The sequence below is a fragment of the Noviherbaspirillum saxi genome, from assembly GCF_003591035.1.
Lineage (GTDB): Bacteria > Pseudomonadota > Gammaproteobacteria > Burkholderiales > Burkholderiaceae_D > Noviherbaspirillum > Noviherbaspirillum saxi.
This window is the reverse complement of the sequence record NZ_QYUO01000003.1, coordinates 1,413,456-1,436,207: the sequence shown is the minus strand read 5'-3', so window position 1 is coordinate 1,436,207 and position 22,752 is coordinate 1,413,456. Positions and strand designations below refer to the sequence as shown.

General features: G+C 58.6%; 20 protein-coding genes. 13 read left to right on the top strand and 7 right to left on the bottom strand.

From position 1 onward, the window contains the following. The first annotated feature begins 1 nt into the window (after position 1). The 6 genes from D3871_RS29600 (at position 2) to tssA (ending at position 8,950) form a co-directional block, all read left to right on the top strand. Positions 2 to 565, top strand: a complete 564-nt coding sequence (locus D3871_RS29600) for a hypothetical protein (RefSeq protein WP_233575876.1) — start codon at positions 2 to 4, stop codon at positions 563 to 565. 17 nt (positions 566 to 582) lie between these two features. Next, entirely contained in the window at positions 583 to 1,908 is a 1,326-nt protein-coding gene (tssK, locus tag D3871_RS29595; RefSeq protein WP_119772718.1) for a type VI secretion system baseplate subunit TssK, read from the top strand. A gap of 5 nt (positions 1,909 to 1,913) precedes the next feature. Further along, on the top strand, positions 1,914 to 2,735 hold the full coding sequence (locus D3871_RS29590) for a DotU family type IV/VI secretion system protein (RefSeq protein WP_233575875.1): 822 nt from the start codon (positions 1,914 to 1,916) through the stop codon (positions 2,733 to 2,735). A 28-nt stretch (positions 2,736 to 2,763) separates the two neighbouring features. Further along, complete coding sequence (locus tag D3871_RS29585) at positions 2,764 to 6,879, top strand: type VI secretion system protein (protein WP_233575874.1); 4,116 nt, start codon at positions 2,764 to 2,766, stop codon at positions 6,877 to 6,879. Between the two features lie 125 nt (positions 6,880 to 7,004). Beyond that, positions 7,005 to 7,673 (top strand): formyltransferase family protein, encoded by a 669-nt coding sequence (locus D3871_RS29580; RefSeq protein ID WP_119772716.1) that lies wholly within the window; start codon positions 7,005 to 7,007, stop codon positions 7,671 to 7,673. Positions 7,674 to 7,852: 179 nt separating this feature from the next. Then, complete coding sequence (gene tssA / locus D3871_RS29575; RefSeq protein WP_233575873.1) at positions 7,853 to 8,950, top strand: type VI secretion system protein TssA; 1,098 nt, start codon at positions 7,853 to 7,855, stop codon at positions 8,948 to 8,950. A 106-nt stretch (positions 8,951 to 9,056) separates the two neighbouring features. Here the strand turns inward: tssA and D3871_RS29570 are convergent, their stop codons facing one another. Continuing rightward, positions 9,057 to 10,079 carry an XdhC family protein gene (locus D3871_RS29570; RefSeq protein WP_119772714.1) on the bottom strand — a complete coding sequence of 341 codons (1,023 nt, stop codon included), beginning with the start codon at positions 10,077 to 10,079 and terminating at the stop codon, positions 9,057 to 9,059. A 443-nt stretch (positions 10,080 to 10,522) separates the two neighbouring features. Between D3871_RS29570 and D3871_RS29565 the strand changes: the two genes are divergently transcribed. Genes D3871_RS29565 through D3871_RS29535 form a run of 7 tightly spaced genes read left to right on the top strand, consistent with a single transcriptional unit; the run spans position 10,523 to position 17,143 of the window. Further along, entirely contained in the window at positions 10,523 to 10,993 is a 471-nt protein-coding gene (locus tag D3871_RS29565; protein ID WP_119772911.1) for a (2Fe-2S)-binding protein, read from the top strand. Position 10,994: 1 nt separating this feature from the next. Continuing rightward, the gene (locus tag D3871_RS29560) at positions 10,995 to 13,403 is read left to right on the top strand and encodes a xanthine dehydrogenase family protein molybdopterin-binding subunit (RefSeq protein ID WP_119772713.1); all 2,409 of its coding nucleotides are present in this window, start codon (positions 10,995 to 10,997) and stop codon (positions 13,401 to 13,403) included. A gap of 10 nt (positions 13,404 to 13,413) precedes the next feature. Next, entirely contained in the window at positions 13,414 to 14,211 is a 798-nt protein-coding gene (locus D3871_RS29555) for an FAD binding domain-containing protein (RefSeq protein ID WP_119772712.1), read from the top strand. 37 nt (positions 14,212 to 14,248) lie between these two features. Then, entirely contained in the window at positions 14,249 to 15,169 is a 921-nt protein-coding gene (locus tag D3871_RS29550) for an AAA family ATPase (protein WP_119772711.1), read from the top strand. Then, complete coding sequence (locus D3871_RS29545) at positions 15,166 to 16,422, top strand: vWA domain-containing protein (protein ID WP_119772710.1); 1,257 nt, start codon at positions 15,166 to 15,168, stop codon at positions 16,420 to 16,422. The genes D3871_RS29550 and D3871_RS29545 overlap by 4 nt, the downstream gene beginning before the upstream one ends. Beyond that, positions 16,415 to 16,867, top strand: a complete 453-nt coding sequence (locus tag D3871_RS29540) for an SRPBCC family protein (RefSeq protein ID WP_233575872.1) — start codon at positions 16,415 to 16,417, stop codon at positions 16,865 to 16,867. The genes D3871_RS29545 and D3871_RS29540 overlap by 8 nt, the downstream gene beginning before the upstream one ends. A 12-nt stretch (positions 16,868 to 16,879) precedes the next feature. Then, positions 16,880 to 17,143 carry a hypothetical protein gene (locus D3871_RS29535; protein ID WP_119772708.1) on the top strand — a complete coding sequence of 88 codons (264 nt, stop codon included), beginning with the start codon at positions 16,880 to 16,882 and terminating at the stop codon, positions 17,141 to 17,143. Between the two features lie 474 nt (positions 17,144 to 17,617). Here D3871_RS29535 and D3871_RS29525 read toward each other — a convergent pair whose 3' ends face one another. From D3871_RS29525 to D3871_RS29500, 6 genes are all read right to left on the bottom strand, one after another. Then, positions 17,618 to 18,604 (bottom strand): Bug family tripartite tricarboxylate transporter substrate binding protein, encoded by a 987-nt coding sequence (locus D3871_RS29525; RefSeq protein ID WP_119772706.1) that lies wholly within the window; start codon positions 18,602 to 18,604, stop codon positions 17,618 to 17,620. A 53-nt stretch (positions 18,605 to 18,657) separates the two neighbouring features. Then, positions 18,658 to 19,005: a cupin domain-containing protein gene (locus D3871_RS29520; protein ID WP_119772705.1), complete on the bottom strand. Its 348-nt coding sequence runs from the start codon at positions 19,003 to 19,005 to the stop codon at positions 18,658 to 18,660. An 11-nt stretch (positions 19,006 to 19,016) separates the two neighbouring features. Next, positions 19,017 to 20,006, bottom strand: a complete 990-nt coding sequence (locus tag D3871_RS29515) for a quinone oxidoreductase family protein (protein ID WP_119772704.1) — start codon at positions 20,004 to 20,006, stop codon at positions 19,017 to 19,019. Between the two features lie 69 nt (positions 20,007 to 20,075). Further along, the gene (locus D3871_RS29510) at positions 20,076 to 20,990 is read right to left on the bottom strand and encodes a dioxygenase family protein (RefSeq protein WP_119772703.1); all 915 of its coding nucleotides are present in this window, start codon (positions 20,988 to 20,990) and stop codon (positions 20,076 to 20,078) included. 96 nt (positions 20,991 to 21,086) lie between these two features. Next, on the bottom strand, positions 21,087 to 21,623 hold the full coding sequence (locus D3871_RS29505) for a cupin domain-containing protein (protein WP_119772702.1): 537 nt from the start codon (positions 21,621 to 21,623) through the stop codon (positions 21,087 to 21,089). Between the two features lie 180 nt (positions 21,624 to 21,803). Further along, entirely contained in the window at positions 21,804 to 22,586 is a 783-nt protein-coding gene (locus D3871_RS29500; protein ID WP_119772701.1) for a sulfite exporter TauE/SafE family protein, read from the bottom strand. Positions 22,587 to 22,752: the final 166 nt, after the last annotated feature.

The window sequence follows — 22,752 nt, the reverse complement described above, 5'->3', positions numbered from 1 at the left end:
GATGCTACGACCGACTAATCCGACCGATGAAATTAATCATGCTCTTGCCAGGCGCTATAGCTGGGTGCTGCTTGTCGCCTTTGTGATGGTCGTTCTGTCCGGATGTAGTGCACTTAACAGCGTTGTAGCGGGGTCGCGCTCCCTGATCGGACTCGATCCCAAACCGGTGGAACCGGACTGGAAATCTCTTGCAATCACCGCTGCAGACGACGCGAATGCAAATAGCGCACTGGCAGTGGACCTGGTGCTCGTTAAGGACAAGGCGGTATTGGATACCTTGCTTACGATGCCGGCCACCAAGTGGTTCACTTCACGACACGATCTGCGGCGCACCTTTCCTGAAGCGTTTACCGTGTATCAGTATGAGCTGGTCCCTACTCAGGCGGTTCGACTCGATGAAAAGCATTTCGGCAAGGAGCGTGCATGGGCAGCGATTGTTTTTGCCAATTACGCTTCGCCTGGCGAACATCGCGCCCGGCTGCTTCTTAACAACACAGGTTATTCTGTGCAGTTGAATGCACAGAGTTTCACGGTCAGTGAATTCAAGCCTGGCGCCGCGCAGTAGAACATGGAACGCTCTTAATGACATCTCTTCAACTCTCGGACCGCATTCAGTGGCATGAAGGAATGCTGCTGACGCCGCAGCATTTTCAGCAGGAAGGCGCACGCATTGATGCACTCCTGGCCTGGCAATCGATGGCAACGCAGCCCTATGGCTGGGGTGTTCGCAATCTCGTGATCGATGAAGCACTGCTGACGACCGGGCTGTTACGGATCTTTTCCATTGAAGCCATTCTACCGAATGGCATGGCGGCGACCTTTGATTTCGAGCAATCCCGGGGGCAGTCGCTGGAGCTGGATTTGTCGCCATGGTCGGCGGACATGGAATTGCAGGACTTGTCGGTGTATCTTGTGGTCGGCAAAACACGGTCGCAACGTGCGCCGGGGCAGCCCACCATGTTTCGCGGTGTCGAAGGACAGTTGGTCGAAGATGAAGTGTCTCAGGCGCTGGCGGCGGATATTCCTCGCATGGCAATCAACCTGTCGCTGGCTGCCGGACCGGTACCGTCGGCGGCATACGTCTATCTGCGTCTCATGACCGTGCGCAAGGATAACGAAATCGTGCGTCGTGGTACCGCACTGCCGGCCATGCTGGAAGTGCCTGCCACATCGCCTTTGCGGCAGCGCGCCCAATTGCTTGCTGCGCATATGCGCAGCAAGGCAGTGTTCCTGGCGCGGCAGACCGCATCGCCTTCGTCGCGCCTGGAAGACCGCCTGAATATTCTTGAGCAAAAAGCACGTCTGTCGAGCCTGATCCTTAACTTGCCGGTGCTCGAAGCGGTGCTGCGCTGTCCGGTAGTGCAACCGGTGCCGCTGTATCTTGCGCTGTGCGCCCAGCTCGGTTCGCTGGCGACATTGCGGCCCGGCGCGGTCCCGATTCTCCCGCCAGCATACGACCACGCGGACGCTTATCCCGCGTTCGATGCGGTGCTGAGCGCGCTTTCCGATCTGGTCGACGAGGTTAGCCAGGAATGGAAGACCTGCACGTTTGGCTTTGATAGTCAGGCATTCTCGCTGTCGATGCAGCCGGACTGGGTTGGTACGCGGCTGGTCATCGGCTTGCGCGGTCAGCCGGAGCGTGAGCTGTCGCAGTGGATGTCCGGTGCGGTGATCGGCTCCGAGACTGTGTGGACTTCGCTTACCGATCGCAGGGTGCTGGGTGCGCCGCGGCGGCGCATCGATGATGCGCCTGAATTGGGCTTGCGCTCCAGTTCGGGCTATACCCTCTTCAGTATCGAGGTGTCGGACAACTTTATTGTCGCTGACCAGCCACTGCTGATCAGTAACGGGAATGAAAGTACGCTTGCTCAGCGTCCCCATGAAGTGGTTCTGTTCATTAAGGGCTGATGATCGTGACCACTCAATCGAATATAACTACCCAGAGTCCTTCGCAGCGGCTGCAACTCAGCTCGGCAGGCAGTGCGATCAGTGACGGAACAGACCTTGCTTCGGTTCAGTTCCGCGATTTTTTCGATGTGCTGTCACGCCTGGCGCAGACGGCAGGGCAGGTAGGCGATGCCGATGCCAAGTCGGCGGCCGAGTCACTAAGCGGCCAGTTGTGCCAGCTGATCGAGCTGCAAACCCTGGAAGCGCGCCGTGTCGGCGGCAAAGCCGGTATCGAAGCCGAAGTGCAAGGCCGGTTCCTCAAAGCGGCACTGGCCGACGAGGTGCTGCTCAATACCGATTGGGCAGGGCGCTCGTACTGGCGCCATGTCCTGATCGAAGCCACCTTGTTCAAATCCAGCTTTGCCGGCGAACGTGTATTTGACGACCTGGACCAGCTGCTGCGCGAGCGGGAAGCATCGCGGCGCCATGTCGGCCGGCTATACCTCTATCTGCTGTCGCTCGGGTTCCAGGGTCGTTATCGCGGTACCGCAGGACAAAGCAAAATCGCCGAATACCGTCGCGAGCTGTTTCAGTTTATTTATATGCGGCCGGCAGACATGCATGGCCGTGACCGCACTTTGTCGGAACAGCCTTATGCCAGCACGTTGTCGCACATTGCCGCAAGGCGGCTGCCAAGAATCAACCGCAGCGGTGTCATCGTCCTTTTGGCGCTGCTGTTCTTGCTAGGCTTATCGGAACTGCTCTGGCTGTGGCAGTCGTGGCCGGTACGTGAGGCGCTGTCAGCGAACGCAGGTGCGCTTGTTGCGCCGCTCAACTCTCACGTCTGACAGTTAGGATCCTACAGTGTTGAATTTTTTGTCAGATAACACAGCAATTCTCACACTGCTTTCTCTTACATTGATCGTCCTGCTGCTGCTTGGCATCGTCATCTGGGCAGCAATGAAAGGCGCAGAAAAGCAGGACAAGCCGGCAGAGCAAAAGCCCCGGCTGATCAGTGCCGACTCGCTCAAGCATTCCTTCCGTAGCGCAGTAGAGCTGATTGAAAGTAATCTTGCCGTTCGCTCCGAACGCTATGACCTGTCGTGGACACTGATCCTTAATGAGGGCAAGGAAGGGCGCGAGTTACCGCTGGTGCAGTCGGGGCTGCAGAGTGCGCTCAGTGCGGACACGACGCTCACCACCGCTGCGCAAGGCATCAGCTGGAATTTCTTCGATAATGGCGTCGCGGTCCAGCTGCAGTCCGAGCAATTGGGTTCGTCCGATCCGGACGCACCAGCCAACACGAATACCTGGGACGATTTTCTGGGTCTTTGCCGTAATTACCGCCCGGACCGGCCGTTTGATTCGATCGTCCTTTCGATTCCGGCCAGCGTATTTCTTCAGGCCGACTCGCAAGCGCAGCTTGACCTCGTTGCGCGTGCCAAGTCGATTCATCGCCGCCTCTGGCTGGCGCAAAACCGGCTTGCCTTGCGCTTTCCGATTTACCTGGTCATCGCAGACTGCGAAACCATTCCCGGCTTTACTGCATTTTCAGCGGCCTTGCCGGAACCGATGCGACGCTCCATGCTGGGATGGTCGTCACCGTATGAGCTGGTCGCGCCATTCCAGTCGCAGTGGGTAGACACGGCAATGAATGAAGTCGTGCGCTCGCTGGCTGACACCTGTTCCGAGCTGTGCGCGCTTGAATCCGGGGAATCCAACAGCGCCAGTTACTTCATGCTGCCGAATGAGGTCGAACGCTTGCGCGCGGGTCTCAAGTTATTCACCGAAGAGCTGATGCGCCCGAGCGCATATCATGAACCCTTTCTGTTGCGAGGCATTTACCTCACGGGTGACTACAGCGATGTCGCTGCGCTGACCGGCGGGACGGATGTCCGGTTGCTGTCGGATCAACCGGACAGTACGCCAGAACTTCCGCAGACTGCAGAGGAACCCACGTTTTCGTCATCCAGAGCGCTTGTACTGGGCCAGTCCAGTGCGCTCCCGGCCTTTCTGCGCGATGTTTTCGAACGCAAGATTTTTGCCGAAGTAGGGCTCGTCAGTTCGTCCGCGTCGCAACATATGCGTCGGCCCGCAATGAGCCGCATAGTGCAATGGACGATGGTGGGCGTTCCGGTCGTATGGCTGGTTGGAATGGGCGTGGCATCCGTGCAGTTGCACCGGCAGGTGGAGGACGTCACAGTCTCCCTGCATAAGCTCGATCGCGATTCACGCGACAGTATCGAGGCAAGCAACAACAACGTGATCGATCCGGCCCAAAGCCGGCAACGTGCGATGGACGCACTGACGAACATAGAGCGGATGGATTCGGCACGCATGCGCTCGGTATTCATGCCGGGTTCCTGGCCGTGGCTCGATGATCTGCACATACGCGTCCACCGCAAGCTTGAACAAGGATTTGCCGACAACGCATTCGACCCGATGCGCCGGGAGATATACCGGCGTGCAAGCCAGCTTACCGGTGTACCGGTTGATCCGGCATCGGGCAATCTGATCGCCGGCGCAAGCTGCACCTTGCCGGCGCAATGGAATGAAGTAGCGTTTGCCAAACCCGGTACCGCACTGAACATCGAGGATTTGCCGGAGTTCGGCGCCACACTGCAGTATGTGGGGCGCATTGAAGAACTGGACCGGGTAGTGCGCGCCATGACCCGGCTTAAAAGCTCGGACGATCCGGCATCGGGCGAGGACCTGGCTCTTGTGGTCGGGGCCTTGCTGGGTGCCGAACTCAACGGCAATGCCACACGCACGGCCGAACTGTTCCGGCAAGCGATACAAGGTACTCCGGCGCTTCCGGTGACACCATTGCAGGACGCTACCTCTTGCTCGCTCAACCTGGCGCTGAAGGCGACTTACGAGAGACTCTTTGCCAACAATGGATTGCTCAAGTCTGAGCAGACCATTGCGCAAACCGCATCTGCGTTGATCGACGCCCAACCGAATGCGTCTGATGCAGTCGCTACCATTGAAGCATGGCAAGCCTTGCACGAAACCCTTCTCCGTCAGGAAGCGCTGCTGACCTCTGGTAAAGGCGTCTGGATGCGGCGCCGCACGATGCAGCTTGGGCAGGCCCATGACGCGCTGTTGCAAAGAGTCCAGACCGTTTCCTTGCTTGGCAAAGGCGTAGCCAGCGACGCACAGAGTCAGGCAGAGGATGGCTTTGCCAAATTCCTGACCGCCTGGGACGAGACGCTCACCGCCGACAAGTATTCGCAAAGCATGACGCCAGGTCTGGCATGGTCGGACACATCGTCGTCCTGGGCATTTTCGCCGGCCCGCAAGGCCTTGGTGGACGCATTGTCGGCATTGCTCGCGCAACCCTACATGAAGGTAAATAAACTCAGCCGCATTCCCGATGTTCCTGCCGGTGCGACAGTTACCTGGAATCGAGGACGGCTCGATCAGGCCCTGGCACTGGCCGACGCGCGCAAACGGTTTCAGACTGAATTGCTGACCAGATTTCCGGTCATGCTGCAAGCCCCGGTGGCAAGGTTGAATGATGCCGCTCTGGCAGAAACCGCACGCGACCTGCTGTCGCAGGCATTTATTGTGTCGGTCAACGAAGTCCAGGCTCCCGCGCCTGAAGCGGACCGCACTCGCGCATTGCAATTGCGCGCCTGGTTGCGTGAACTGGGCGGCGAATCCGCAGCGGATAGTCTGTCAGCCGTACTGGCAAAGGATGCGTTATCGCGCTTGCAATTCCTGGACAATACCTTTGCGCGGGCCGAAATATTCATGCCACGGGATATCGCTTTCCGTACATGGAGTGGGGAAAAATCGCCGCTGATTGACGCCTTCGGCGCCATTGATGCGGCTACCCTGGCGGCCTATGTAGCCCAGCAACAGGCATTCATCGATACTGCCGGCAAGGATGCAGAAGGACTCTTGCAGCAGCTGGGAGCTACCCATTCCGGCAATCCGCTTGTGACGCGCTGGCAGGCTATCGTGGCTGACCTGAACCGTTACCGTCTGAAGAGCCCGACCAGCAGTCTCATGGCGCTTGAACAATTCGTTCTTTCCGGCGCGACAGAAGTGGATCTGAAGAATTGCATGGAAAAGCTTTCATCGCGCGCGGGCCAGCGGCGCGCTGCAGATCCGTTCTCCGAACGGATGCAAGTGTTGCAGGCGGGCTTGTATACCCGGTGCCGCGAAATCAAGCACAATGAATATCAGGAAGCATGGAACCGTTTTGCCGATACATTCAACCGTGATCTTGCGAATCGTTTTCCGTTCAGGCCGGCGGCACTCGATCCCACCATCAAAGGCACTGCCGCTGACCGTAGTCCTGCCGATATAGAAGAGGTTGGGAAAGTACTTAAGCTGTTTGAGCGCTCGAATACCGTCTCCCTTGCAACTGCGCGCGAACCATCACGCGTCATGGCATCGGCACCGGTACGACGGGTTGAAGAGCAGATGCAACGGGTGCGCGAGTTCCTCGCACCCCTTTATCCGACTGAAGATAACCAGGTGCCCGGCATGGACCTGACAGTGGAATTCCGTGCCAATTCGGCATCTGAAATCGACGGCAACAAGATCATTGACTGGTCCCTGACGGTCGGCAGCCAGACGATGCGATTGCGCGATCCGGTTCGGCCGCTCAGATGGGAGCCGGGATTGCCGATTGTGCTGACCATGCGTGTCGCGCGTGATGGTCCGGTCGTCCCGGTGGCGGAGATGGTTCAAAGGGATATGACGGTCGAGGACCGCACTGTTACTTACCGGTTTGACGATCCGTGGGCTTTATTCTCATTCATTACCACACACCGAGATACAGATTCTTCTTCCGGGACCGATGCACGATCGCAGCTATTGCGGTTTGAATTTCCGCTGATCACCAATAGTGCAAATCCGGGTGCACAGCCACGCGCATCGCGTGCCCGTGTCTATGCGCGACTAACCATAAGTCCTGCGGGCAAGCGCACACCGCTGGTCTGGCCTGGTACTTTCCCGGTCCGTGTGCCGTCTTTGTAGGAAATGTGCCGAGGGCAAATCGGGTGATCGCATCGGAGCACACCCCCGTTGGTCCTGGTTTGACCGGGCATGGTGATGGTATTGGCTGAAACATGAAATTGATCGACTAACTAAATAAGAATGCTATGTCATCCTTCCAGCCGCAGCGTAAAGTTCGTGTCGCCGTATTCGGTAGCTTTTACCGGGGATTTCATGTACTGAGCGAAATGCTCAAAGGACCTCTTGCCAGGCAGGTAGAGGTGGTAGGTGTAGCGACGGATGATGTCTCCTCAACTTTCGTGAGCCGTGAGCGCCGTGTCTGGAGCTATCCACATACGAAGACCGAAGAAGTCATGGTGGAACAGCTCGCCGTGGCGCATCATATTCCCCTATACAAAGGGCGAGTAAAGACCGAAGAGTTTTACGATATATACGAAAATGAATGGTGTCCGGACGTTTGTATCTCCGCCACATTCGGCCAACGTATCAGTTCGCGCCTGTTCCTGTATCCAGAGATGGGTTTTTATAATCTCCATCCTTGCATTGATGATGGCTGGCCATCTCATTACGCCGGACCTAATCCGTTTCATGCCTTGCTGGAGAATAAATCCGATCACGCGGTGATTGCGATGCACGAGGTCGATGATGGATTTGATACCGGCAGATTGATCGCAATATCAGAAAAAATTTACTTCCCCCCGGACGCTTCCGTTATCGACTTGCATAAGTCGTCCTCACCGTTGGCAGCAAAATTTTTCGCGCAGGAACTGGGTAAGTTACTTGCATTGTGCGAGATCGACTATGCAATGGAATAACCCAAGCCGGGTTGATTTATATGGCCACTCGAAAGAAGATGTTTGCTGCTAGTTTATCGGATCTGTATGACAAGGCACGCTCGTTAGTATCCAGTCCGACTTCAGTTCCCGCACCCGCGCCTGTGCACATGGAGATATTACCGATGAGCCCACCCGGCGAGGAGAAACCCCGCATCCTTATGAATCCTGACCATCAGGCAGAGCTGGAAGTGTTGCTGGCGCCGATCACAGAAAATGAACCCTGTGGTCCGGCCATGCGGTATGACCCGGCATTTACCGAAATCCGTCTCGCACGCGAGGAAGACGATCCCAGTTTGCCAATGGGACAATGGGAGCGGCCGCTCAAGCGGGCCGACTGGGTGTTTATCGAAGATCGATGCAAGGGCATGCTTGCCAACCGGTCCAAGGATCTGCAACTTGCAGTCTGGCTGCTGGAGTCATGGACACGCCAGCATGGATTTGAAGGCTTGCTCCGCGGATTGCATCTGGTCGATGAGTTGCTGCGGCAGCATTGGACCGCAGTGCACCCGGTGATTGATGAAGACAATGACTGCGATGCGCGGATTGCGCCGCTGGTGTGGCTCAATGAGTCGATGTCCATGACACTGAAGGTGCACGTCCCGCTCCTGAACGTGGCCGGTCGCAAACCACCGAAGGTGAGCTTCGCCGACTGGGAGCGCCTGACCGCAAGAGAACTATCCGGGCAGGATCATGCGACCGACAAGACGTCAGGCGTGGACTCCAGCGACTTGCCGCTCATACGTGAAGACGTCATCTCCTATGCGCATCAGCATTTGTATTATGAGCTTCAGACCAGGATTGACCTGGTTCGCCGTTGCCTTATCTGCCTGAGTTCCCTGACATCGTTTGTCGATACACAACTAGGGATGGATTCGCCGAACCTGGCCAGATTGCATGGGACGCTCACTTCGATCGAGCGCGTGTTCACACAATTGATACCCGTTAAAAACGAGCCGGCGGTAATGGAAGAACTTCCTGTCCCCCACGGCGTTAATATGTCCAGCGCAACCGCAGGAGAAATGATCATGGCACCGCCTGTCACCCTTTCACACTGGCAAAGCCGCCATGAAGCGTATGTTACGTTGGAGGCGATTGCAGATTATCTGGCCGTCGTGGAACCTCATAGTCCGACGCCTTATTTACTGCGCCGCGCAGTGAACTGGGGAAGAATGCCGCTGCCTGAACTGATGGCCGAGATCATCAGGGAGGAAGGAGACCTTAACCGACTCATGAATGTGCTCGGCTTGCGGGAATAGGCAGGCCGGTAGACAGCTAAGAAGCTCTCTGATCATGCCGAAGTGTTCTCGCTGCGGGTACATGTCGTTGATGTGTTGCGCGCGTCTTCGCTTATGAACCGCCTTCTCAGTTGTTTGTGCAGCTTGAATTTTCCGGTTGCGAATTTTTCACGTTTTTGGCATTGCCGACTTGTATTTCAGTCGGCAGCGCAACCCCATTCTTGGCTGCGGTCATTTCCGCCAGAATGGAAACCGCGATTTCGGGCGGCGTCTTGCTGCCGATATAGATGCCAACGGGGCCATGCAGTTTGGCTAACTGCGCATCGTTCACATCGAATAGCTTGAGCCGTTCACGCCGCTTCGCATTGTTGGCGCGGGAGCCGATCGCTCCGACATAGAAGGCATCTGACTTCAGGGCTTCCATCAGGGCCAGATCGTCGAGCTTGGGATCGTGGGTCAGCGCCAGCACCGCGCATCGGACGTCGAGCCGCATATCGATCACGACATCGTCCGGCATGCCGTGCACCAGTTCCACTCCCTCGACCTGCCAGCCGGTGCGATACTCTTCGCGCGGATCGCATACTGTCACGTGATAGTCCATGCCCACCGCGATCTGCGCCAGAAAGCGTGACAACTGTCCTGCACCAATGATCAGGAGGCGCCAGCGCGGGCCATGCAGCGTAGTGAGCGTGGAGGCCGACACCTGGAGCGCCATGCCGGCGCGCGCCGTTCCCAGCGTGACCTGGCCGGTTCGCAGATCGAGCCGGCGCGCTACCAGTTCATGTGCCGATAGACGTTGCAGCAACTCGGTAATGAGGCTGCCTGTGGACAGAGGTTCCATGGCCAACTGAATCGTGCCGCCGCACGGCAGGCCGAAGCGATGTGCCTCATCGGCACTGATGCCGTAGGTAACGATCTCCGGGCGGAGGCGTGTGAGGCCCTGTTTGCGAACCCGGTCGATCAGATCATCTTCGATGCATCCGCCGGACACGGAGCCGACCACGCGCCCGTCGTCGCACATGGCGAGCATTGCGCCTTCCGGCCGTGGACTGGAACCCCATGTCTTTATCACGGTGATCAATTCGCAGCGGTGGCCGCCAGCCAGCCATTGCTCGCAGCTTTTCAGAACTTCCATATCGATGCTATCCATTGTCGTGCACGCGAAAGCGCTCCATGAAAGTCGAAGTAAAGTCCCGGTACGTTCCGGTCCGGCGAACAGGCAACACGGAAAAATCCCCATCCATACAGTAAAACTATGAGGCAACTATTTCCGTTATGTATGCATGCACGGCCATTCTGTTCCTTGACACCATCACCGTACAAAGAAGTTTGATTTTGGCGCTGAGGTTTCTTTTGACTTAACGCAAAAGACGATGTGCTCAGCGTAAGTACGCTAATTTTTGCACCACCGGCTGCGACGAAAAGAATCGATGACAAGGCGAGGGGCCGGGTTATCGGGACAAACAATGGAGACAAGCCGTGTCCGGCAGAGTTCGATATTCTGCCGGACACGGCCCGTTCCCTTTTCTGCCCTGCGACTGTTCTTCGAGCCCTGATCAAACGGCAATTCACTTGAGGAGTAATCGCATGGCAATCAAGGTATCCATGACCGTCAATGGAATCCCGGCGAACGCGGAAATAGATCCGCGCACGCTGTTGGTTCAGTTTCTTCGCGAAAACCTTTCATTGACCGGCACGCATGTCGGATGCGACACCAGCCAGTGCGGTGCCTGCACGGTGATCGTCAATGGCAACGCCGTCAAGTCATGCTCGGCTCTGGCAGCGCAGTTTCAGGACGCGCAGGTGACAACGATCGAAGGAATCGCCGGTCCTGGCGGTGAACTGCACCCCATGCAGGCAGCGTTCAAGGAATGCCACGGCTTGCAATGCGGCTTCTGCACTACCGGCATGATCATGTGCGCCATCGATATTGCCAAGCATCATCCCAATGCGTCCGAGCGTGAAATCCGTGAGCAACTCAAGGGCAACATGTGCCGCTGCACCGGTTATCACAACATCGTCAAGGCGGTGCAGGCAGGCGCCGCCAACATGAGCGGAGGCTGACATGAATGCCCCTTCTGAACATGAAACCGGCATTGGCGCCTCGGTGCGCCGCAAGGAAGATTATCGTTTCGTCACCGGCAGCGGCAAGTACACCGATGACGTCCAGATCCCCGGCCAGACCTATGCTTATTTTCTGCGTTCTCCGCACGCGCATGCAACGATCAGATCGATCGACACCAGCGCGGCGCGAAGCGCCCCCGGCGTTATCGCTGTCCTGACCGGGGATGACCTCGCGGCTGACAAGGTCGGCGGCGTGCCCTGCGGCTGGTTGATCACGGACGTGAATGGCCAGCCGATGAAGGAGCCGCCGCATCCGGCCCTCGCGCAGGGAAAGGTACGCCATGTTGGCGACCAGGTGGCGCTCATCGTGGCGGCAACCTATTTGCAGGCGAAGGACGCGGCCGAACTCATCGAGGTGGACTATGACGCACTGCCGGCAGTTGCCGATGCGCGCGACGCGCTGAAATCTGGCGCTCCGGTCGTGCACGACATCGCGCATGATAACAAGTGCTATACCTGGGCACTGGGCGACAAGGCTGCGGTAGATGCGACATTCGCGCGGGCGCATCATGTTACCCGTATAGAACTGATCAACAACCGGCTGGTTCCAAACGCAATCGAGCCGCGCGCAGCACTGGCGCAGTACAACCGTGGCGACGACAGCTACACGCTGTATGTCGCCAACCAGAATCCGCATGTCGAGCGGCTGTTGCTCACGGCCTTCGTGCTTGGGCTGCCGGAGCACAAAATGCGTGTCATCGCGCCCGATGTCGGCGGAGGCTTTGGCTCGAAGATATTTTTGTATGCGGAAGATGTCGTGCTGGCCTGGGCATCGAAAAAGCTTAACCGCCCGGTGAAGTGGACCGCCGAACGTTCCGAATCGTTCCTGACGGACGCACACGGCAGGGACCACGCGACGGTGGCCGAAATGGCAGTCGGCGCAGACGGGAAATTCCTGGCCATGCGGGTACACACCGTCGCCAATCTCGGCGCATACCTGTCTACGTTCTCGACCTCGGTTCCGACCATCTTGTATGCGACGCTTCTGGCGGGGCAATACAGCACGCCGCACATTTATGCCGAAATAGATGGCGTATTCACCAACACCACGCCGGTGGATGCTTATCGCGGCGCCGGGCGGCCGGAGGCAGCCTACGTGGTCGAACGGCTAGTATCGACGGTAGCCCGCGAGATGAACATCGATGATGTGGAACTGCGGCGGCGCAACTTCATCACAAGCTTTCCGTACCAGACGCCGGTGGCGCTCCAGTACGACATCGGCGACTTCAATGCTTGCCTGGACGGCGCGGTCGAACTGGCCGACGTCGCCGGTTTCCCGGCACGCCGCGAGGAAGCCAAGCGGCGCGGCAAATTGCGCGGCCTGGGATTTTCTACCTATATCGAAGCCTGCGGGCTGGCGCCGTCGAACATCGCCGGTGCGCTGGGCGCACGGGCGGGACTATACGAGGTCGGTGAAATCCGGGTGCATCCCACCGGCAGCGTCACTGTGTTCACCGGGTCGCACAGCCATGGACAGGGGCATGAGACGACATTCGCGCAGATTGTCTCTGCCCGGCTCGGCATCCCGTTCGAGCAGGTCGATATCGTGCACGGGGACACCGGACGTGTTCCGTTCGGGATGGGTACCTATGGCTCGCGTTCGCTGGCGGTGGGAGGCTCGGCAATCGTCAAGGCGCTCGACAAGATCGAGGCCAAGGGCAAGCGGATTGCCGCACACCTGCTGGAAGCGTCGGCCAGCGATATCGAATTCAAGGATGGCAAATTCACCATCATCGGCACCGATCGCAGCGTGCCCTTCGCGCAGATTGCGCTGGCTGCCTATGTGCCGCACAACTATCCGCTGGACAAGCTGGAGCCGGGATTGAACGAAACCGCATTCTACGATCCGACGAATTTCACCTTTCCTGCGGGTGCCCATATTTGCGAAGTCGAAGTCGATCCGGAAACCGGCGCCGTTGAAGTGGCCGCCATGACCGCCGTGGACGATTTCGGCAATATCATCAATCCGATGATTGTCGAAGGCCAGGTACATGGCGGTTTGGCCCAAGGCATTGGACAGGCGTTGCTGGAGAACTGCGTCTACGACAAGAGTACCGCGCAGTTGCTGTCGGGCAGCTACATGGATTATGCGATGCCGCGCGCCGAGGATCTGCCCAACTTCAAGGTCGGCAGCCGGGTGACACCTTGTACGCATAATCCGCTCGGCGCCAAGGGCTGCGGCGAAGCAGGTGCGATCGGTTCGCCGCCCGCCGTCATCAATGCGGTGATCAATGCGCTTTCACCGTTGGGAGTGACGCATCTGGACATGCCTGCGTCGCCGGAACGGGTATGGAATGCCATTCAATCCGCCAGGCAGTCCGCGCAACCGTCAGCCAACCCAGCCCCGTGAGGAGAGCAGTATGTATGCATTCGAGCTGCATCAACCCAAGAGCGTGAGCGAAGCCGTCGCTTTGCTTGCCAACCCGGACAGCCAGCCATTGGCCGGCGGGCAGAGTCTGGTCGCGGCGATGAAACTGCGGCTGGCTGCGCCGAAGAGCCTGGTAGACCTGGGCGGAATCGCCGAACTGCGCGGCATCCGGCGCGAAGACAGCGCGCTGGTGATCGGTGCGGGAACCAGCCATGCCGAAATCGCCGCATCCGACGAAGTCCGGCAGGCAATCCCCGCGCTGGCCTACCTTGCCGGCGAAATCGGCGACGTCCAGGTGCGCAATCTCGGCACGCTGGGCGGATCGCTGGCCAACAACGATCCTGCTGCCTGCCATCCGGCCGCAGCGCTGGCGCTGAACGCGACCATCCGGACCAACGGGCGGACCATCGCGGCCGACGACTTTTTCACGGGCATGTATGAAACCGCGCTGGAGCCTGGCGAAATCATTACTGAGGTCCAATTTCCTGTTCCCGACAAGGCGGCCTACATCAAGTTCCTGAATCCGGCCTCGCGCTTTGCACTGGTGGGCGTATTCGTCAGCCGGAGCGACGATGGCCATGTGCGGGTGGCGGTGACCGGATGCGCCGGATGCGCTTTCCGTGCTACAGATCTGGAAAAGGCGCTTGAAGCGGATTTCAACCCGGACGCCGCCAAAGCGGTACGGGTAGCGGCCGACGGACTAAGTTCAGACTTGCATGCCAGTGCGGCTTATCGCGCACACTTGATCCCGGTTCTGGCCGGGCGCGCCGTTGCCGAGGCATTGAAATGAGGTTACGTCGCCGCGGCGCAATCTTTACGGCGAACGTATGCCGATAGCCTGTCCTCCCGCTTCCGTCGATCAGGTGGCACAACTACTGGCGTCTCAGCAATATATCGCCGAGCGCCATCTGTCCACCACGCTTTATCTCGCAATGACCATGGGCCGGCCGCTGTTCCTGGAGGGCGAAGCGGGAGTCGGCAAAACCGAAGTCGCCAAGGCACTGGCGGGTGGGCTCAATCGCAGGCTGGTGCGCTTGCAATGCTATGAGGGGCTGGACGTCGCCAACGCGGTCTATGAGTGGAACTATCCGCGCCAGATGATCGAAATCCGGCTTGCCGAAGCGACCGGGGAAACCTCAAAAGACCAGTTGGCGGCGGATATTTTCACCGACCGCTTCCTGATCAAGCGCCCGTTATTGCAGGCGCTGGAAAGCACGGACCGTGGCCCTCCGGTCCTGCTGATCGACGAACTCGACCGTGCCGATGAGCCTTTCGAAGCCTATCTGCTGGAAGTGCTGGCCGAATACCAGATCACTATCCCGGAACTCGGCACCATTCGCGCAGAACAACCCCCGTTGGTCGTCATCACCTCGAACCGCACGCGTGAAATCCATGACGCCGTCAAGCGGCGTTGCTTCTACCACTGGGTGGACTACCCGGACAAGGAGCGGGAATTGCAAATCGTTCGCTGCCGGGTGCCGCAGGCCGCTGACACGCTGAGCCGCGACGTGGTCGCGTTCATCGCCCGACTGCGCGACATGGAACTGTACAAGGCCCCCGGCGTGGCGGAAACCCTCGATTGGGCAGCGTCGCTTGCTGCCCTTGACAAGACCACGCTCGATCCGGAAGCGGTGCAGGCAACGCTGGGCGTAGTGCTGAAATACGAAGATGATATCGCCAGGATGAATGCCGGCAAGATCGACCAGTTGATTGACGATGTCCGGGTAGACGTTGCGGGGATGCGATGAGCGTGGCGGCGCCAAGCCAGGACAAGGGGCTGCTGGCGGAGAACGTCGTGCATTTCGCGCGGGTGCTGCGCAGGGCCGGATTGGCGATCGGGCCGGCCAAGGTGATCGATGCCTTGCGCGCCCTGCAGGCCGTCGGCGTGGAGCGGCGCGACGACTTCTACTACGCGCTGTCGACGGTGCTGGTCGACCGGCGAGACCAGCAATTCATCTTCGATCAGGCGTTCGAACTGTACTGGCGCGATCCGTCGCGCATTCGGCTGCAGTTGCAGCAGATCCAGGATTTGCTGGGCGGTGTACGCTCGCCCAAACCGGATACGCCGAAGCTTGCGCCGCGTATCGCACAGGCGATGCTGCCGCGAGCGCCGCGTGCGGTATCGGTGCCAGATGACTTGCCCCCGGACCTGAGGCTCGACGCGTCGATGACGATGTCGCGCGTCGAAGTTCTCCGTAACAAGGATTTCGCAGCGATGACTGCGGAGGAGCAAGCCGAGGCGAAAAAAATGATTGCTTCAGTACGCATGCCATTGCCTGAAATCGCCAGCCGCCGGTCACGCCCGCTCTTGCAAGGAGCGCAGGTCGATTTGCGCAGCACCCTGCGGCATATGATCAGAACAATGGATGGCTGCGTCGAATTGCGACATCGCACGTCGCGCATGCAGCCTGTCAAGCTAGTGATCTTGTGCGATATATCCGGCTCGATGGAAAACTATACGCGCATGCTTCTGCATTTCATCCACGCTTTAGCCAATAGCCGTCGCCGCGTGCATACCTTACTTTTCGGCACGCGCCTGTCCAACATTACCTATTTGCTGCGGGACCGCGACGTCGATGTCGCACTCGGTCAGGTGTCGCGCCAGGTGGTGGACTGGGCCGGCGGCACGAGGATTGGTGCTTGTCTGGCAGAGTTCAACCAGCACTGGGCGCGCAGGCTGCTCGGCCAGGGAACGGTCGTACTGCTGATCACCGATGGCCTCGACAGCGGCGATGCCCAAAGCGTAGGCGCTCAAATGGAAAGGCTCAGCCTCTCGTGCCGGCGCCTGATCTGGCTTAATCCGCTGTTGCGCTTTGAAGGTTTTGAAGCCAGGCCGGCCGGAATCCGCGCCATGCTGCCGCACGTCGACCTGTTCCTGCCTGTGCATAATCTGACGAGCCTGAGTCGCCTCGGCGCGGCGCTGGATGAGGCAAGCTTTCGGCGCTCACAGTCAACTCGACGATCACCTCATTCGTCAGGAGAACACTATGGAAATGTCTAGCGTTCAAATCGTGCCTTCATCACCGGACAGGGTCTGGTCGGCGCTCAACGATCCGGAATTGCTAAAGCGGTGCATCACCGGCTGCGAGGCAATCGAACCGATCGAAGAGAACCAGTACAAGGTGTCGATGGCGGTAAAAGTCGGTCCCGTGAATGCAAAGTTTGCGGGAAAAATATTTCTGGCCGACTTGAATCCACCGGAATCCTACACGCTCAACTTCGAAGGACAAGGAGGGATGGCAGGTTTCGCAAAAGGCAATGCGAAGGTTATGCTGTCACCGGACGGTGAAGCCACCAAGCTGGCATACACCGCCTCGGCGCAGATCGGCGGCAAGCTGGCGCAGATCGGCTCGCGTTTGATTGACGGCGCCGCAAACAAGATGGCAACCGATTTCTTTGCCGCACTTGCCAGAGAACTCAAGGACGAACCACAGAGCGAGCTTTAAAAGGAGACGAACATGGCCGGAGACGCAAAAGGATTCAAGGTCTGGAATGTGCAGATGCAAGAGATACCGTCGGACGCGAAAGGGGAAGACGGTACGGCGGAAAGCGGGCAAAAGTCAGTGGCATCCGTGTCCGTGGAGTGTTTGCAGTGTGGAGAGACATGGACCGCAACCGAAGGTGGCGCCGAGAAGAGCCTGACGAATGTATTCGGAGGCATTGTCATTTCATGCCCCAATTGCAACCAGACCGACGGGGTACAGCGCCCGGACTTTCAATAACGATGGCGTGCGGGAGTGCGGACGCCTTCCGTTAAGATGCGTTTCGCACGATCTCAAATGTCGCGCTTGAAGCGCTATACGGTGGCCCAGTCCACATCCGGCGCGGCGTGCGTGCCGCAATGCTTCATTGCTTCAAAGCGGCGTGCTTTGACTGCATGGATTGTCTCAACCAGAAAGCTCGCGTCATAGGCGGTGAGCAAATGGAGCTGATGCGTTTGTCGATAAATGCGTACGCGTTCATTTTCACAAGGATGGCGACGCAGTTCGTAATACGCCGCATTCAGCAGATTCCTGTCGGCGATCGTGGCCGCGCTCTTCTGCTAGAAGAACGAGGGCAGAAAGTACACTACTGCTGATGCTTTCAAGCCTGCTTTCTGCAGGCTTGTCCGCTACACGCGATATGTCGATTCAGCCTTCCGACCACTCCATGCGACTATGAGCGATCAGGGGAAGTACAGATCCGTTGTAGCCGAATCAGTCGACCCGGATGCCTGCCTGCTTGATCAGCTTGGCCGTTTCCACCGTTTCATCACGCACGAACTGCGCGAACTGCGACTGCGTCATCTCGTTGAGTTCGGCGCCAAGCTTGCCGAGATGGCTGCGCACCTCAGGAGATTTCAGCGCGCGCAGGGATTCTATGTGCAGACGGTCCAAAGCGGGCTTCGGGATCTTGGAAGGCGCAAACAGGCCGACCCAGAAGGTGTAGTCTGCTCCGGGAAAACCGGCCTCGGTGGTAGTGGGAACGTTTGGCAGCAGGGGTGAGCGCTTCGCCGATCCGATCGCCAGCGCCTGAAGCTTGCCGCCTGCGATCAGCTGCGTTGCGACTGCGAGCGGGGCCATGAACCAGTCGACGCGCCCGCCCATCACATCGTTCAGCCCCTGCGGTGTTCCGCGGTAGGGCACATGCGTAACCTCGAGACCTACTGCGAGTCGGAACTTCTCGCCGGCGATGTGCGACGCACTGCCGTTGCCAGACGAGGCATACGTGAACTTGCCGGGGGCGGCCTTGACTTTCTCTACCAGGTCCTTCAGCGAAGCGTATCCCTTGTCAGGTGCTACCACCAAGACGTTCGGCATCGTCGCGAGCATGGTGACCGGCGTAAAGTCCTTCATAGTGTCATACTTCAGCGACGGATACAGCGCCGCGTTCGCGACATGGCCGGCCGAGTGAACCAGAAGCGTGTGGCCATCCGGCACCGAAGCGGCGACCAGGCCGGCCCCGAGCGTCCCACCGGCACCAGGCCGATTATCGACGATGACCGACTGCCCCAAATAATTTGCGAGCCGTTCGCCCACCACCCGGCCGACGACGTCAGTGGTTGAACCAGCCGTGAATGGAACGACCATGGTGACCAATTTTGTCGGGTAGGGTTCTTGCGCGTGCAACGACGCGGGAAGTGCGACTGAGCCGGCAACAGCGGCGGCGATGAGATGAAGGGTCTTGCGGCGGTTGTAATTCATTGTCTTCTCCTGTTGTAATAATAAAAAGGGACAGAAACGATGCCTCTGTCGTCTCAGTTGGGCATGACGAGCATCACCTTACAGAGCTGGTCCGATCGGTTGTGCAGACGCCGCGTCTCGCCCGGGGCGATGCGACAACTGTCCAGAACTCCGAGCACGGCGACGGTCGGTGGCGAATCATCGATCTGGGCCGACACCTCGAGCGCGCCTTCGACGACAACGTAGAATTTTTCGACCCGCGCCGCCGACACGACGGTGCCGCCGCCCGGCTCGATGATCGATAGACCGATCCAGACGATGTCGGACGGGCCAGCCTGCTTGCCCTGTAGCTGACGCATGCTCATCCGAAAATGGCCGTCGGCGTGATAGCTTGGAGCCTGATCGAAACACATCACGTGCATGGCATCGCTCCTTAAGGCTCCAGCACGAGGCGTTCCTTCGAGCCTTCGAGCACCTGTCGATAAGCCTCTACCGCATTGTCAAGCGGAAGCAGGCTGCTGTCGCTGACGTCGAAGGCACGCAGGCTGCCGTTTTCGAAGCCCGGCAGCAGGACGCGGAAGACGTCGGCGCACTGCGTGGCATTGAGCTTGAGGCTGTCCACGCCGAGCAATCGCAAGTCCCGCCGATAGAAGGCCATAATGTCGAACGGCACGTTGCGGTCCGGCGTCGAGATCAGAATCTGCACGCCGCCTATCCGCAACGCGTCGAGCGCGGCCTGGAAGTATGGCGAGCCTACGGTGTTGTAGGCGATGTCGACGCCTTGACCGTCGGTTGCCGCTAATACTGCGCTGGCCAAGTCGCTACGGGTACCGTCGAAGACCTCGATCGGTGAACTCGCATGGCCGACGTAGCGCGCGCCGCCACGCTCGACGCCGATCACGCGAGCGCCGGCCCGCGTCGCGAGCTGCACTGCAGCCTGACCGACCTTGCCGTTGGAGCCGAGCACCAGCACTGTCTGCCCTTTGCCTTTGAGATCGGCGCGCCGCAGCCCTTCGAATGCCGTCACGAATGGAACGCCAACCGTTGCTGCCGCTGCCAGCGAAATATGTGCCGGCCTGTGCACCAGCGCCTCGACCGGCAATATGAGGTAGCGCGCGTGCGTACCATCGCGCGTGATTCCGAGATCGCCGCCGGTCCCCCAGACATTGGCGCCGAGCCATTCGGCTGGGCCGGCAACCACTTTGCCGGCGTAGTCGCGTCCTGGAGTGCGCGGCCAGACCGCGTACGGCATCATGCCGAGGGCCGCCTTGACATCGCTTGGATTGATCGCGGCAGCCAAGACTTCGATCACCGCGCTGCCAGCGGGCGCTTGTGGTTGCAGGATTTCGACGAGCTGCGGACGAAGCGTGTCAGGGCTGTCGGCCTTATCGATGAGGCGTAGTGCACGGGCGGATGATTTCATGATCGTATTACTTTCATTAAAGGAGTGGCTCGTCGGCGCGCGACGACGCCGTTCATGCCTGATGTTTGGTCAGGGCAAAGGGGGGCGCGGGAGGTTGGATTGGCCAGGCTCTACGCGCAGCTCCAGGTCGAGCTTGTAGCCGGACTCGCCGTCCGGCTCGAAGCTGCGAAGCAGCGAGCCTACGGCGCCGAACGCCGCGTCGCTATAGGCGTAGGGATCGAGCGCGTCGAAGATCTGAGTCGCAAGCACCTTGTGATCCGGAGCGATCACGATAAAGTGCAGGTGCGCCGGTCGCATGTGATGACGGCCCTGCAGCGCGAGCAGGTCGCCGCAGGGGCCGTCGGTGGGGACACCGTAGCCCGATGGCTTGACGCTATCGAACCAGAAACGGCCCTCAGCGTCGGTTTCGAATCGGGCGCGCAAGTTCATGTCTTCCTGATGTGCGTCCTGGTTTTCGTACAAACCACTCGGCGCAGCCTGCCAGGTTTCCACACGTGCGCCGGCGATCGGTGTGCCGTCTAGCGACAGGACTCGTCCAGTCACGAATAGCCGCTCACCAGTAGTCTCATCGCTAGCGATGCGCGCGCCGTTTGGCCGCACTGGCTGGTTTTCACGCCAGAACGGCCCGATCAGCGCAGGCTCGGTGCCTCCGGCGGCCAGCGCAGCCTTGGCGTCCATCAATACGACAAGCGTTGCGAGCCCGAGAATATCGGCCAGCAGGATGCCTTCATGTTTCTCCGGACCAGTTGCCTGCCCGACGCGAACCATGAAGTCCAGTCCCTTGTGCAACTCTTCGTAGGTAAGCTTGACCTCCGACGCGAACGCATGCAGATGCCGGATCGCCGCATCGAGCACAGCTCGCGTGCGCGGATCGGCGGTAGCTTGGTTGGCGCGAAGTACCGCATCCAGCAATGCTTGGGGATTGGCGGGAATCGTGGTCTTCTGTGCCGGCTCTTCGGCGTGGGCGTTGGCAAGTTGTGTCATTTCAGGTGCTCCTGTGGCTGGAAGGTTTTTTGGGGGGGCGGATGATTTTTGGCGAACTCTCAGAGCTAGCGAGGGCCGTCAAACGACCCCCTCTCCTTACGTCGGAGTCGACTCCTTGATGTAGCCATCCTCGCCATACACTAACCCCGTGCTCTCGGCTGCCTTAATCACGTCGGGATGCCAGGCGATGCGTCCCACTTCCTCGTCGTTTCCGCCAACCACGGAGTAAACGACCAGAGCGTGATCGTTCGGATTACGGAAGCCGCGCATCACGCCGATCGGGCACGAGATAACGTCCCACTGGTTTAGCATCACTGAGTACTGCTGGCCCTTGTCATCGCTCCAAAGCACCTCCATGCGGCCATTCAGCGGGCAGAACACCTCTTCGGTCTTGTGCGCATGCAGGCTGGCGCCCTGGCCGACCGGCACTTCGATGAACGTCACGCTGAAGCGGTGATCACCGGGGATCGCGGGTACGACACCTTTGTTCTCGAGGACGCCGCGGTTGATAATCTTGTATATATTTTTTTTCATGCCGGGCAGACGGCTTTCGATGAAAGTTTCGCCGTACGGCTCGACCTTGCCCCAGCGGGCGATACGGGTTTCTTCCATTTCTTTAGGTGTGATGTCCATGTCGATTCCTTTTTGCAATGAGAATTTTCGGATAAAGATAGCGGCTGGCCACTCTCTTGAAGCATCACTGTAATGAAGCTCATATGATCGATCCAATACCATTTTTGATTAGGCTCGATAACAATAAGTTATATTCCGCGTACACCACTGAACGACCAGGATGAAGCGTGGTGCAGCCGCTCAAATCCCTCTCGCCAGAGAGGTCAGAAACCCGCTCTCGCTATCCATGGCTTGATAAATCAGCTGCAGCCCGGTGACCAATAATGCTGTCTGAGCAATGCGGTAAAACCAAAGATGATTCACGCGCTTTTGAAGCCAGTTACCAAGGTACATGCCTATTGGCACCAGGGGAGCTAGCGCTAAGCTGGCAAGCAGGTTTTCATTCGAAAGCTGGCCGAGTGAGGCATATGGCACGAGTTTGATCGCATTCGTCGTCAGAAAGAAAAAGCTCATAGTGGCGATATAGGTCGTCTTGTCCAGACGTTGCGGCAGCAGGTAAATCATGACAGGAGGACCTCCGGCATGCGCTACGAAGCTGGCGAAACCCGATAAGCCCCCCATACAAACTCCGTTGAGGCGCGACGGTGCTGCAATCTGCGTTCCGAGCGGCAAAAACCACCTCCACACAACGAAGAGTACAGAGATAACGCCAATGAGCAGGCGGACGGAAGATTCGTTAAAGATTCCGAACGCTAGTGTGCCCAGCGTGACGCCGACCAAGGCTCCGGGTAACAAAACACTCAACAGACGACGGTCCCATTTTCCAAAGTAGAGGCGTAGTCCAAATAGATCCGTGAGACACAGAATAGGCAGAAGAATGCCTGCCGCCTGGCGTGGAGATATGACGGACGCCATCAGTGGCACGGCAATACCACCGAGCGCACCGCCAAATCCGCCCTTTGAGACGCCGGTCAAAAGAACCGCTGGGATCGCTACAAGGTAAAAGACTGGATCTAAAATCATGTGCACCTTTCTTATATGAGTGGTATGAGCTTCCACATGTTGGTAGAGTGGATTAGGAAAAAAGTCCGTCTTCTATGACGGCCGTATCATGACCACGATTTTTTGGTGGACCGATGAGGCTATACACCGCTCTAGCGCGCTTGTTGTGAGCGTCAGAATCGCAATG

Bases quoted from the DNA above. Each gene is read 5' to 3' on its own strand.
- D3871_RS29600 (WP_233575876.1), top strand. From the start codon at position 2: ATGCTACGACCGACTAATCCGACCGATGAAATTAATCATGCTCTTGCC.
- D3871_RS29550 (WP_119772711.1), top strand. From the start codon at position 14,249: ATGCCGATAGCCTGTCCTCCCGCTTCCGTCGATCAGGTGGCACAACTA.
- D3871_RS29540 (WP_233575872.1), top strand. From the start codon at position 16,415: ATGTCTAGCGTTCAAATCGTGCCTTCATCACCGGACAGGGTCTGGTCG.
- D3871_RS29515 (WP_119772704.1), bottom strand. From the start codon at position 20,006: ATGAAATCATCCGCCCGTGCACTACGCCTCATCGATAAGGCCGACAGC.
- D3871_RS29555 (WP_119772712.1), top strand. From the start codon at position 13,414: ATGTATGCATTCGAGCTGCATCAACCCAAGAGCGTGAGCGAAGCCGTC.
- D3871_RS29535 (WP_119772708.1), top strand. From the start codon at position 16,880: ATGGCCGGAGACGCAAAAGGATTCAAGGTCTGGAATGTGCAGATGCAA.
- D3871_RS29520 (WP_119772705.1), bottom strand. From the start codon at position 19,005: ATGCACGTGATGTGTTTCGATCAGGCTCCAAGCTATCACGCCGACGGC.
- D3871_RS29500 (WP_119772701.1), bottom strand. From the start codon at position 22,586: ATGATTTTAGATCCAGTCTTTTACCTTGTAGCGATCCCAGCGGTTCTT.
- D3871_RS29580 (WP_119772716.1), top strand. From the start codon at position 7,005: ATGTCATCCTTCCAGCCGCAGCGTAAAGTTCGTGTCGCCGTATTCGGT.
- D3871_RS29570 (WP_119772714.1), bottom strand. From the start codon at position 10,079: ATGGATAGCATCGATATGGAAGTTCTGAAAAGCTGCGAGCAATGGCTG.
- D3871_RS29525 (WP_119772706.1), bottom strand. From the start codon at position 18,604: ATGAATTACAACCGCCGCAAGACCCTTCATCTCATCGCCGCCGCTGTT.
- D3871_RS29560 (WP_119772713.1), top strand. From the start codon at position 10,995: ATGAATGCCCCTTCTGAACATGAAACCGGCATTGGCGCCTCGGTGCGC.
- tssA (WP_233575873.1), top strand. From the start codon at position 7,853: ATGAATCCTGACCATCAGGCAGAGCTGGAAGTGTTGCTGGCGCCGATC.
- D3871_RS29505 (WP_119772702.1), bottom strand. From the start codon at position 21,623: ATGGACATCACACCTAAAGAAATGGAAGAAACCCGTATCGCCCGCTGG.
- D3871_RS29510 (WP_119772703.1), bottom strand. From the start codon at position 20,990: ATGACACAACTTGCCAACGCCCACGCCGAAGAGCCGGCACAGAAGACC.
- tssK (WP_119772718.1), top strand. From the start codon at position 583: ATGACATCTCTTCAACTCTCGGACCGCATTCAGTGGCATGAAGGAATG.
- D3871_RS29545 (WP_119772710.1), top strand. From the start codon at position 15,166: ATGAGCGTGGCGGCGCCAAGCCAGGACAAGGGGCTGCTGGCGGAGAAC.